At 41.6% G+C, this 12,809-nt stretch carries 10 protein-coding genes; 2 read left to right on the top strand and 8 right to left on the bottom strand.

Features of this window, described 5'->3' with window-relative positions; all coding sequences use genetic code 11:
- Nucleotides 1-3: 3 nt before the first annotated feature.
- The 5 genes from B7P33_RS18245 to B7P33_RS18225 form a co-directional block, all read right to left on the bottom strand.
- Nucleotides 4-1,311, bottom strand: coding sequence for a 4Fe-4S dicluster domain-containing protein (locus B7P33_RS18245; protein ID WP_097443675.1), 1,308 nt, complete (start codon nucleotides 1,309-1,311; stop codon nucleotides 4-6).
- Nucleotides 1,312-1,313: 2 nt separating this feature from the next.
- Nucleotides 1,314-2,264 carry an MlaD family protein gene (locus B7P33_RS18240; protein ID WP_097443674.1) on the bottom strand — a complete coding sequence of 317 codons (951 nt, stop codon included), beginning with the start codon at nucleotides 2,262-2,264 and terminating at the stop codon, nucleotides 1,314-1,316.
- Nucleotides 2,265-2,383: 119 nt separating this feature from the next.
- Entirely contained in the window at nucleotides 2,384-3,403 is a 1,020-nt protein-coding gene (locus B7P33_RS18235; protein ID WP_097443673.1) for an NAD-dependent epimerase, read from the bottom strand.
- Nucleotides 3,400-4,797, bottom strand: coding sequence for a nucleotide sugar dehydrogenase (locus tag B7P33_RS18230; protein ID WP_097443672.1), 1,398 nt, complete (start codon nucleotides 4,795-4,797; stop codon nucleotides 3,400-3,402). The genes B7P33_RS18235 and B7P33_RS18230 overlap by 4 nt, the downstream gene beginning before the upstream one ends.
- A 164-nt stretch (nucleotides 4,798-4,961) precedes the next feature.
- Nucleotides 4,962-6,194 carry an N-acetylmuramoyl-L-alanine amidase family protein gene (locus tag B7P33_RS18225; RefSeq protein ID WP_097443671.1) on the bottom strand — a complete coding sequence of 411 codons (1,233 nt, stop codon included), beginning with the start codon at nucleotides 6,192-6,194 and terminating at the stop codon, nucleotides 4,962-4,964.
- 164 nt (nucleotides 6,195-6,358) lie between these two features.
- Between B7P33_RS18225 and B7P33_RS18220 the strand changes: the two genes are divergently transcribed.
- Together B7P33_RS18220 and B7P33_RS18215 are read left to right on the top strand one after the other, a co-directional pair.
- The gene (locus B7P33_RS18220; protein ID WP_245871839.1) at nucleotides 6,359-9,037 is read left to right on the top strand and encodes a putative LPS assembly protein LptD; all 2,679 of its coding nucleotides are present in this window, start codon (nucleotides 6,359-6,361) and stop codon (nucleotides 9,035-9,037) included.
- 142 nt (nucleotides 9,038-9,179) lie between these two features.
- Nucleotides 9,180-9,563: a RidA family protein gene (locus B7P33_RS18215; RefSeq protein WP_097443669.1), complete on the top strand. Its 384-nt coding sequence runs from the start codon at nucleotides 9,180-9,182 to the stop codon at nucleotides 9,561-9,563.
- 82 nt (nucleotides 9,564-9,645) lie between these two features.
- Here B7P33_RS18215 and B7P33_RS18210 read toward each other — a convergent pair whose 3' ends face one another.
- Genes B7P33_RS18210 through pfkA form a run of 3 tightly spaced genes read right to left on the bottom strand, consistent with a single transcriptional unit; the run spans nucleotide 9,646 to nucleotide 12,564 of the window.
- Nucleotides 9,646-10,497: an N-acetylglucosamine kinase gene (locus tag B7P33_RS18210; RefSeq protein WP_097443668.1), complete on the bottom strand. Its 852-nt coding sequence runs from the start codon at nucleotides 10,495-10,497 to the stop codon at nucleotides 9,646-9,648.
- 57 nt (nucleotides 10,498-10,554) lie between these two features.
- A complete protein-coding gene (gene gap / locus B7P33_RS18205) occupies nucleotides 10,555-11,556 on the bottom strand; it encodes a type I glyceraldehyde-3-phosphate dehydrogenase (protein WP_097443667.1) in 1,002 nt (333 codons plus the stop codon).
- A 21-nt stretch (nucleotides 11,557-11,577) separates the two neighbouring features.
- Complete coding sequence (pfkA, locus tag B7P33_RS18200; RefSeq protein WP_097443666.1) at nucleotides 11,578-12,564, bottom strand: 6-phosphofructokinase; 987 nt, start codon at nucleotides 12,562-12,564, stop codon at nucleotides 11,578-11,580.
- Nucleotides 12,565-12,809 lie beyond the last annotated feature (245 nt).

Below are 12,809 nucleotides of genomic sequence, written 5' to 3'. Positions count from 1 at the left end.
GATTTATTCGTTAACCCAGTTTAAACGGTCCATTTGGTTATAAGGCCAAGGTGCGCCGTTATTCTCAATATTGGACATCATATTATTCAATTCGGTAGGCGCGGCTGACTCTTCCATAACCAAATAGCGACGCATTTCTACAATAATGGAAAGTGGGTCTATACTTACCGGACAAGCCTGGGTACATGCATTACAAGTGGTACAGGCCCAAAGTTCTTCATGAGTAATATAATCACCCAACAACTGTTTGTCATCGGGTTTAAATTCCCCTTTATTCGCATCTATATTGCGCCCTACTTCTTCGAGTCGATCGCGCGTATCCATCATTATCTTTCGGGGTGAAAGTTTTTTACCGGTTTGATTGGCCGGACATTCGGAAGTACAACGACCACATTCGGTACAGGTATAGGCGTTTAACAATTGTACCCAATTCAGATCCATAACATCGGAAGCCCCAAATTTGGCCGGTTCTTCGGCGGTATCGCCTTCTTCTGGCATCGCATAGGGATCGGCATCGGGATCCATCATCATTTTCACTTCGTTGGTAACCGCATCTAGGTTGTCCAATTGACCTTTTGGCGACACTTTTCCGTAATAGGTATTTGGGAAGGCAAGGATAATATGTAAGTGCTTGGAATAATAGAGGTAATTCAAAAAGATAAGTATTCCGACAATATGCAGCCACCAAGCCGAACGTTCGATTAAATGGACCGTACCAGCCTCCATTCCATTGAAAAGTGGAGCTATAAACCCACTGACCACATTTCCTGACTCCAAGGCCTGAAATGCCGGATCAGTGGCATTCATAATCAAGAACAAACTCATGAGTACCATTTCGAAATACAAAATCAGGTTCCCGTCGTTTTTAGGCCAACCTTTCATTTCTGGTTTTATAAAACGTTGTAAGCGGATAATATTCCTACGAACCCAGAAAACGATTACGGAAACCAGAACCAATAAGGCCAAGATTTCAAATGCTCCGATCAACACCCCATAAACAGAAGGACCGATAAAATCCAAAAAGAGCCTATGGGTGCCCATAATACCGTCTAAAACGATTTCGAGCATTTCAATATTAATAATAATGAAGCCCACATAAACGACAATATGCAAGAGACCTGCTACAGGTCTAACGGTCATTTTCGATTGACCGAGCGCAATACGCAGCATATTCTGCATACGTTGGGGTTTGTTATCATCGACTTTTACATCGCGACCTAGCTTAATATTTCTAACCAAGCGGCGTACATTTCTTGTAAAGAAACCTACCGCTGCCAGAAACAGTACAATAAAAACGATACTGGATAGCATTATTAGTTGGTTTTCTGAGCCGGATCGGTTTCCGGCAGTGAATATTCTTTTTGCTTTTTACCAAAAACGGAGACGTTTACATAGCGCTTTGGATTCAACCTAAAGTCTTGCAACAACAAATGCAATTGTCTGGAAGATTCGTTCAAATTATCGTACATCTCCTTATCGGTCATCATTTTGCCCAAGGTACCTTCGCCTGCATTCATCTTGGCCAACATTCGATCAAAACTTTTGGCCGTACCTTGTAAACTGGCCACGGTTTCGGCCAAACCGGCTTGGGCAAGGCTATCGGATATTTTAGCCATATTACCCGAGAGGGTGGCCAAATTGCCAAAGGTAGCATCAAGTTTACCCTTGTTTTTATTAAATACGGCTACGGTTTGGTTTAATCCGATCATTAGTTTTTTCAACTCGCCAATACTGGCCTGAAGATCTTGCTTGGTAGTATCATCCAACACGGAATTCACATTACCCAATAAGCTATCGGCACTACTTAAAGCGCCTTCCATTTTTAATTTTACGGGAGAGAGTTGCTCGAGAAAAACATCTGTCAGCCCTGGTTTCGCCTGGGTTATCAACGTATCACCAGACTGAATGGGCACCGAACCATCGAACACGGGAACGATTTGCAATCCTTTACCTCCAATTGGGCTGGTATCGTATAATTCGGCCAAACTGTTTTTGGAAAAACTAAAATCGTCATCTACCGAAAGGGTAACTACCAACTTGCCGCTAGCATCTTTAAAGCGAACGTCTTTGACCTTACCTACACCTAAACCATTTATAGTAACCGCAGTACCAGATTGGAGTCCGCCCACATGATCATAAACGGCATACAGGGTCATTTGTCTATCAAAAATGGGGGTCGATTTGAGATACGACATGCCCATAATAAGTAAAACGGTACCTACGATAACAATTATGCCCGTTTTTGCTTCTCTGGATAATTTCAAAAGAGTGGGTTTTCAGTTACCCACAAAATTAATGATAATTTTTGGAGCGCCTTTACATCTATGTACCAATTTGGAATGGATAAAACCAAAAAACCATAATCAGGGCAGGTTAAATAAGGTCAGCCATTTACCTGATGATAATCCTTATACCAATCAACAAACTTTTTCACACCTTCTTCTACAGTAGTATTTGGCGCATAACCATAATCACGCATCAAATCGGAGACATCTGCCCAAGTTCTAGGCACATCTCCCGGCTGCATGGGCAACATTTCTTTTTGGGCAACCATACCAAAATTCGACTCAATGGCCTTTATAAAATCCATAAGTTTGACCGAATCGTTATTCCCTATATTGTAGAGTTTATACTTCTTACGATTCGTTACATCCGAAAGCAAAATACGATTCACCCCTTCTACAATATCATCTATATAGGTAAAGTCGCGCTCCATTTCACCGTGGTTGAACACCTTAATCGGCTTCCCTTTGCTTATGGCATCAGCAAAAAGGTAAATGGCCATATCAGGCCTTCCCCAAGGTCCGTATACTGTAAAAAAGCGCAGCCCTGTTGTAGCAAACCCATACAAATGACTATAGGTATGGGCCATAAGCTCGTTGCTCTTTTTCGTGGCCGCGTACAGACTATACGGATGATCTACATTATCATCAGTGGAAAAAGGGATTTTTTCATTGGCCCCATAGACACTGGAACTACTAGCGTAAACTAAGTGTTTTACCTCAAAATGCCTACAGCATTCCAAAAGATTGACAAACCCCACCACATTGCTTTGCACATAAGCATCAGGGTTTTCTAGGCTATACCGAACCCCGGCTTGTGCAGCCAAATGACAAACTACTTCTGGTTTTTCTTCTAGAAATACTTTATCTAGGCTAGCTTTGTCTTCAAGGTTTATTCGAACAAACCTTAGTGCCTTATGGTATTCACTTCGGCAAACCTTGTCAAAAGTCCGGGCTTCTAGTTTATTGAATCCTAAATCGTTTAACCTATCTAACTTAAGATCAACATCATAGTAATCATTAATATTATCTAACCCAATGACACTATACCCTTGTTCGACAAGCACTTTGGTTATATGGAAACCAATAAAGCCGGCAGCACCGGTTACCAATATCGTCACGATTCGCCTATCTTATAGTATTTGAATCCTAAGGTATCCATTTTTTCCGAATCTAGAATACGGCGGCCATCAAATACAAAAGCAGGCTTCAGCATAGCCTCGAAAATCGCAGCCCAATCATACGATTTAAATTCGTCCCATTCAGTTAAAACCGCTACAGCATGCGCGTTTTGGATAGCCTCTAGAGGATCTGTAACCACTGTTAACAGCCTTCTGTTCTCTTCAGAAGTCCTTGTGCCCAAATAATCTAAATCGGCATAAATCCGTTCAGCGGTCACTTTGGGGTCGTACACCACGATTTCTGCTTGTTCCTCTAACAAAGCATCTGCGACATAGATTGCTGCACTTTCTCGAGTATCGTTGGTGTCTTTTTTAAAGGCCCAACCATAAAATGCGATTTTCTTACCGGAAACCGTATTATAAAGGGTCGTTATTATATTTTCTGCAAACCTTCTTTTTTGGTAATCGTTCATAAGGATAACCTGCTCCCAATAATCAGCGACTTCAGGCAATCCAAAACTTTTTGCGATATAAACCAGGTTCAAGATATCTTTCTGGAAACAAGACCCTCCAAAGCCAACGGAAGCATTCAAGAATTTAGGACCGATTCGACTATCGAAACCTATGGCCCGGGAAACTTCAGCAACATTGGCATCCGTTTTTTCACATAAAGCGGAAATTGAGTTAATAGAAGAGACCCTTTGTGCCAAAAAAGCATTCGCTACCAACTTGGATAGCTCTGAAGACCAAACGTTGGTCTGTAATACTCTTTCCTTGGGCAACCAGTGCTCATACACCCAACTCAAAGCATTTTTTGCCTCTTGACCCGATTCCGTTTCATCACCACCAATAAGCACTCGGTCGGCATTCAACAAATCGTCAATTGCTGTACCTTCGGCCAAAAACTCGGGATTGGATAGTATCTCAAAATTTACCCCATTCCCTGTATTATCAAGAATATTTTTAATCGCTTGAGCTGTTCTTACAGGTAACGTAGACTTTTCTACCACGATTTTATCTGTTGTGGCTACTTTGGCGATGTTTCGAGCACACAATTCGATATATTTTAAATCCGCTGCTTGCCCCTTTCCTTTTCCATAGGTCTTGGTAGGTGTATTCACAGATATGAACACCATATCAGCTTTATCAATAGCTGCATCTACTTCGGTAGAAAAAAACAAATTTCTACCTCGAGTTTCCTTAATCAACTCGGGTAGTCCCGGTTCGTAAACAGGCAACTCATTTAAATTTTCACTGTTCCAATCAGCAATGCGTCGGGCATTGATATCCACAACGGTAACATCAATCTCTGGGCATTTATTGGCAATAACCGTCATAGTAGGACCTCCTACATAACCAGCACCGATACAGCAAATATTCTTAATATGTTTCATTCGAGGGATTTTCTGGGCAAATATTATAATTAAACTAAGTATTCAACGCATTATTATATGTTAAATACATCTTTTTTCGGTAATCGTATCCTTTCAAAGATCCTATCCTAATTCAAATGAATAATCCATTGTTTAGAACACTCATCAAAAACACTATACTTGAATTAATCTTCAGACAATTTCATATCAGCCGTTATACCGATACGTTCACCATCTTTATAGGCCACGATATAAGCGGAATCATACCCCTTATGCTTGGCAAAATCTTGTAGTTTTTGAGCCTCTGAAAAGTTCTTGGCATCACCGTAGAGATACCTAAACAACCTATTAAAGGGCTCTTTTCGTACATTGACCAAGCCTTTAAAATTAGTTTCTTTCAACTCCAAATCTTTAGAACTCGCCATTATTTGAACACTAAACCTAACACCATTATCTACTTTAGCGGCTTTTTGGGGTTCCACCGATTTGGTAGTTTTTACTTCTAACTGAGGCTCTTTAGACACCTCGACAGGCTTAGTCGACTCTGACTCCATTTCCTTAGGAACCACTGCATTAGTTTTTGGTTTTTCTACCAAAGCTTTTGTAGGATTCTCAACGAGTTCTGGGGCCGGCAAACCCAAAACATTCTCACGATACTTCAAAACAGCTTTAGCAATGGCATTACCCATTTGTTGTTGTCCTTTGCTTGAATTCAAATAAGAACCTTCTTTTTTATTGGTCAAAAAACCGGTTTCGACCAATACACTGGGCATAAAAGTCTGATGCAGTACTATGAAACCCGCCTGTTTTACCTTTCTATCCTTTCTTTTCAATTGTGCTGTAAAATTATCTTGAATCATCTTGGCCAATGCAATACTCTGGTCTAAAAACTCTTCTTGCATAATGGTCAAACCAATAACCGATTCTGGCGAATTGATATCATATTGGGCATAGCGCTCCTCGAAATTATCTTCTAGATAAATAACCGAGTTTTCCTTTTTGGCAATCTCGAAATTTTGTTTATTGGCATGCAAACCCAAAACAAAGGTTCCGGCACCATGGGCATCTGAATTATGGGAATCGCAATGCACCGAAACAAAAAGATCGGCCTTGGCCTTATTGGCTATGGCCCCTCGCTCGAACAAATCGACGAAAGTATCATCTTTTCGAGTATAGATTACATTGATACCCGATACTCCCTCTAGCATTTTACCCGCCTTCAGTACAATTTTTAGGGCGATATTCTTCTCAAAATACCCATTACCCAAATTTCCCGGATCATGCCCTCCATGACCGGCATCAAGTACTACGGTAAAGGTTTTGTCACTAGCTTGTTGAGAATACAAGCCAAGCGGACAAAACGCAAAAAATAAAAGAACACGAACAAAATGAAGAAAACTACGGTTATCCGATTTCATAAAAACGTGGAAAATACTATTCCGATTATTGGTTAAATTTATTGTAATGCGCTACGAGCAGACCAAAAAATATGCGTAAGTTTGGCCCAAAATCCCCAACTTAATAGGGATTACAAAGCCTTACAAAAATAGGATTATTAGCTTTGCAATCAAACAAACATTTTTTGCTTTTTGCGATTCTCGTCCTTTTAGGGATTTATTCCCTTCAGGCCCAGGAAGACCAAGTGCAACCCCTACCTATTAAGGCCCTCAAAGACACCATTATAGTGCCCGGACTGCCCGATGATCTCGGCAAAGAGTTCCAAACCGAAATCGATAGTGTTTCTACCGATACCATTGCCCCAAAACGAAATTCTTTGCTCTCTAAAATCGAATACAAGGCCAAAGATTCGATTAAACTGAGTCAAAAGGAACAGAAAATATACCTATATAACGAAGCTGAAGTTTACTATGAAGACACCGAGTTAAAGGCTGGGATTATTGTCTTGGATTACATAACCAACGAAGTATATGCCGGCCGGCTAAAAGACTCTTTAGGCGTTTACACACAACACCCCCATTTTAAACAAGGCACCAATGAGGTCACCCCAGATTCCATTCGATTTAATTTTGATACGGAAAAGGCCTTGATTTGGAACTCACGTTCTTCCCAAGAAGCAGGGTTAGGCTCATTTGGTAGCGATGCCATGAACGTTTTTGCCAAGGTTACCAAAAAAGAGAATGATTCGGTATACTTTTTATATGAAGGTAAACTTACCACCTCTAAAGATACCGCGGATCCCGACTACTATATCAGGATAAGGAAAGCCAAATTCGTACCTAAGAAAAAAATCATTGCCGGATTCAGTAATATGTACATCGCAGATGTACCCACCCCAATCGCACTGCCTTTTGCCTATTTTCCAATGACAACAGGAAGAACGGCCGGACTCATATTCCCAACATTTGGGAACGACCCTAACCGTGGGTATTTCTTGCAAAATGGGGGTTATTACCTACCTATAGACGATTACGCCGATTTACGCATGACCGGTGATTTTTACACCAATGGTAGTTACGGCTTCAGGATGCAATCTGCCTATCGGGTGCGCTATAAATTCAACGGTACGGTCCGGTTCAATTATGAGAATTTGGTCACTAGCCAAAAAGGATTTAGCGACTATGGTCGAAATACTATTTTCAATATACAAGTTTCTCACGCCCAAGACCCGAAAAGCAACCCCAATTCAAGATTTTCGGCCTCGGTCAACTTAGGTAGTAGTAATTATTATACCAACTCCCTCAAGCAGCAAAATATACCGAATACCCAAAACAACACCCTAAGTTCGTCCGTATCGTACAATAAGACCATACCTACCTTTCCCATGATTAATTTTGGGATTACCGCTACCCATAGTCAAAATACGCGTACGGGTAACATAGACATGACCCTGCCGACCTTTACGGGTAGCGTAGAACGGATTTTCCCATTCGCAAAAAGGGATGGCATTAAAAAAGGAGCTATTCAGAACATTAATATGCAATACAATGTTAGGGCCGAAAACAGGATCAGTACGGTAGACTCCCTGATATTTAAACCGCAAATGTTCAAAGAAGCGAAAATAGGGGCGCGACACACCATACCCCTAAACACCAATTTTAAAATTGCTAAATATTTCAGTGTCAGTATGGGGGGTACCTACGAAGACGTATGGACCGCAAAGACCTTTAACCAACGTTACGACGAGGCGATAAATGGTGTGGTTCGTGACACGGTGAGTGGGTTCGACCGCTATAACCGATACAATCTATCTACCAGTATCGGTACTACTGTCTACGGTACCTTTAACAGGGGAGAACACAGAAAAGTACAGGCATTTCGCCATGTGATGCGACCTTCTATCAGTTATAGTTGGGCACCTTCTTTCGACCAATTCTATGACACTTACGAACGAGATGATGAACTTGTAGATTACAGTCGTTTCGAAGGCACCTTGTACGGGGCCCCAAGTCTCAACAAAAGCAGTGCTATTAGCTTTTCATTACAGAATACTTTGGAAGCCAAGGTACGGGACCGGGACTCTACCGCTACCGAAGCTAAAAAAATATCGATACTTAAAAGTTTAAACTTCTCTACCGGGTATAATTTCCAGGCCGATGAATTTAAATTGCAACCCGTAAGTGTTAGTGGCGGAACTAGCATTTTGGACAATAAAATGTCTATCAACTTCTCAGGAAGTCTAGACCCCTACGCCTTAGACAATGCGGGAAACCGAGTAGACGAATGGAACATTAACAATGGCGGCAGTTTGTTTAGACTTACCCGAGCCAGTATGAACATCAGTTACTCCATTACCAGTGATATTTTTTCGAAGGAAAAACAAGATGAGCAAAATAAAGAGGCCCGGGATTATGTAGCCCAAAGTGGGGGACGTGACGACGACCTCTTCGGTAAGGCCGAGAACTTTAGTGAACGCCAATACAAAGACGATAAAGGTGGTGATGTAGACAACCCGGTATACGGAACCAAAATGCCATGGGACCTCCGTTTTGCCTATGCCGCAACATACTCCAATGCACGCAGGCAAAACGAAATAAGCAATAATTCGCTTATGTTTTCTGGCAACATTCAGCTATCACCACGCTGGAGTGTAGGGGTATCTTCTGGTTACGACTTTGTAAACAAAGGGTTTACATTGACACAATTCCGTTTTGCCAGAGATTTAAAAAGCTTCCGGATGGATTTCTCATGGACACCCTTCGGCACCTACGAACGCTGGTATTTCTTCTTGGGCATCAAGAGTTCTATCCTTCAGGATATTAAATGGGAAAGCCGAAGCCAGCCCCCAGTCAGCATTCAATAAACCAATCCTTTTCACGAATTCATTACATTTGACACATGTCCTAAATTCGACCCTAAAACGAATTAGAACAAGTCATTGTAACACAACATAATTCCAATCGAGTTACACAAAACCCTTCTTATTCAATTAAAACCCTAATGAGATGAAAAAAATAATTCAAACCGACAAAGCCCCGGCACCAATAGGCCCATACAATCAGGCGGTAATGCACGGAAACACCCTTTATGTTTCGGGCCAGATAGCCATTGACCCAGCTACCGGCGCATTGATAGAAGGCGACATACAAGCAGAAACCGAGCGTTGTATGCAAAACCTACAAGCTATTTTAACCGAGGCCGGATTAAGCTTTGATCATGTCGTAAAGTCGACTATTTTTATAAAAGATATGCATCAATTCGCATTGATCAACGAAGTATACGGACGATATTTTGACGCAGACACGGCTCCGGCACGTGAAACCGTTGAAGTAGCCAATCTACCAAAATTCGTAAACGTAGAGATATCGGTTTTGGCCATAGGCTCATAAACACATAAATTTAAAAAATTAAAAAAGGCGCCACCCGAAACAGGTAAGCGCCTTTTTTATGTTATTAAAATAGTGTTTCAACCTATATAGTGGCCTTATGAAACTCTAACAGACCATCAATGGGGCGCTGTCTGATGACACCCTTGATTAAATCGTTTCGCTCCAAAACTTCGGTTAATTCATCTTGCAGATAGTACGCGATACTCCCCACAAAATTAACCGGTACTTTAGTAGCCAATTCGAACTGCATTATAAAATTGTTCACAAACTGCTGTAAACCTTTATAAATAACCCCTTTACAGTATGCATGTTCTTTATTTTCAATGATAAAACGGGCAAACGTAGCCAAATAAGTATTCGGGTTCGGCTGTTTGTACATATTCTCTTTTAGGTTGTCTGCATCGAGATTATACTCTTTGGCAAACTTCATTCCCAAATCTTGGGGCATTTTATGATAGTAGTAATCTCGGATCAGTTTTCGACCGAAGAAATTCCCGCTACCGTCATCCATGATAATATACCCTAAGGATTTTACCTTTTGAAACAACTGATGTCCGTCGTAATAGCTACAATTAGAACCTGTTCCCAAAATACAAACAATGGCCTGCTCTCCTATTTTAGTCGTAGCATGAATGGCGGCATAAGTATCTTCTTTAACCTCTACTTGGGCCTTGGGGAAAAAGCCTTGGAATATCTCACCTAAAAACTTTCGCATTCTTGGCGTACCACAACCGGCCCCATAAAAATGGAGATGGGTTACCACTTCCTTGTTCTTGGAAATCTCAAAATTATTGGCCAGTCGATCTAAAATAATCTCGCGGGTCAATACTTCCGGGCTCAAACCAAGGGTTTGGGTACAGAATAACTGGTTCCCTTCGGCATCCATGGCAATCCAATCGGCTTTGGTGGCCCCACTATCTACGATCAGTATCATATTCGGTTGTATTTACGGGTGCCTTTTCAGACACCCGTTATCAGTTTGGTGTTTGGTTTACAATTTGGAAACGTGAAGCGCCAAATCAACCAATTTATTAGAATATCCGGCTTCGTTATCGTACCAAGATATTACTTTGAAGAACTGAGGGTTCAATTCGATTCCGGCACCGGCATCGAAAACACTGGTCATGGCCTCACCCACAAAATCTTGGGAAACCACAGCCTCTTCAGTATAGCCCAAAATACCTTTCAACTCGCCTTCTGAAGCCGCTTTAAACACCTTTTTAATTTCTTCGTAAGAAGTAGCTTTGTCTAATTTTACGGTAAGATCCACTACGGAAACATCGGCAGTTGGCACCCTAAAGGCCATACCTGTCAATTTTCCTTCCAAAGCAGGAATTACCTTTGTTACGGCCTTGGCAGCACCAGTAGAAGCTGGGATAATGTTCAACATAGCCGAACGCCCACCTCTATAATCTTTACGCGACGGACCATCTACGGTCATTTGGGTAGCGGTAGTAGCGTGAACGGTAGTCATCAAAGCTTCGGCGATTCCGAAATTATCGTGCAACACTTTTGCCAATGGCGCCAAACAATTGGTAGTACAAGAAGCGTTGGAAACGATAGTATCACTAGCCTTAACCTCGTTATGGTTAACGCCCATTACAAACATTGGCGCATCTTTAGAAGGTGCAGAGATAACCACTTTTTTGGCACCTCCATCGATATGGGACTGGGCCATATCCAAGGTGGTAAAGATACCGGTACATTCGGCTACTACTTCAGCACCAACGGCATCCCACTGTAGGTTTTTTGGATCACGCTCTGCAGTAATACGCACGGTTTGCCCGTTAACTACCAATTGCCCATCGGCTACCTCAACGGTACCATCGAAACGACCATGAACCGAATCGTACTTTAACAAATAGGCCAAGTGCTCTACATCTAACAAGTCGTTAATGGCAACTACCTGCACATCTTCACGGGCGGCAGCTATCCTGAATACCAATCTACCTATACGTCCGAATCCGTTAATTCCAATTTTCAATGCTGACATCTTACTTTATTTTGTCGTTAATTAAATAGTCAATATATCTGAAACCCTAATAAGCTCGGTGTCAATAACCGTATGCCCCTTTATGGCTTTGCTTATCGGGGTAAAAATCATTTTGTTGTCTTGTACGCCCACCATTTTATCCGATTCGCCTTTTAATAGGGCTTCAACGGCGCTAACCCCCATACGGCTAGCCAAGACCCTATCGTAGCAAGACGGGGCCCCGCCACGTTGCATATGTCCTAAAACAGACACTCGTACATCGTAAATAGGTAAGTGTTTTTCAACGTATTTCTTAAGTTCGAATACATTTTCACCCGTGGTATCGCCTTCTGCAACTACTACGATACTAGACGATTTTCCGGATGCCTTACTTCGCTTTAAAGAATCTAGTAAACGATCTAAACCAAGGTCTTCCTCAGGAATCAGGATTTCTTCGGCACCAGCACCCACACCTACATTTAAGGCTATATGGCCCACATCGCGACCCATTACCTCAATAAAGAACAAACGGTTGTGCGAACTTGCGGTGTCACGAATTTTATCGATAACCTCAACCACAGTGTTCAAGGCAGTATCGTACCCTAAGGTAAATGTGGTACCGTAAATATCGTTATCAATGGTACCTGGTATACCCATTACCGGAAAATTAAACTCCTGGGCAAAAATATGGGCCCCGGTAAAGCTTCCGTCACCGCCAATAACCACAAAAGCATCAATACCTTCTTTGCGTAAATTATCGTAGGCTTGTTTTCTTCCTTCAGCCGTTTTAAACTCTAAACAACGAGCTGATTTTAAAATGGTCCCGCCTTTATTAATGATGTTGTTAACACTACGGGCGTCCATAGGTTTAAAATCACCTTCGATCATACCCTGATAACCCCTATAGATACCAACACATTCAATCTTATGATATACACAGGCCCGCACTACCGATCTAATGGCCGCGTTCATTCCGGGAGAGTCACCCCCGGAGGTAAAAACCCCTATTTTTTTGATTGATCTCGTCATCTTCAAAATTAAGGGTGTAAAATTAAGAAACTTCGATTATAAAAAACAGCGAAAATATCCTGTTTTTTGAAGCATTTATATAATTCAAACGTTTTCGTTAACAATTTTTTACACAAAAGGCCAATTCAGTAAAAAATCTCACGAATACTTTTTAACGAACAAACCTAGATCATACATCCATAAACCGTAAAAAATAGAAAAACCACTTTGGTGCAATCCAATGAATCGAGGCGGCATTTCCAGCC

Source organism: Sediminicola luteus (assembly GCF_002514735.1).
Lineage (GTDB): Bacteria > Bacteroidota > Bacteroidia > Flavobacteriales > Flavobacteriaceae > HQA918.
This window is presented reverse-complemented; position numbering and strand designations above follow the sequence as displayed.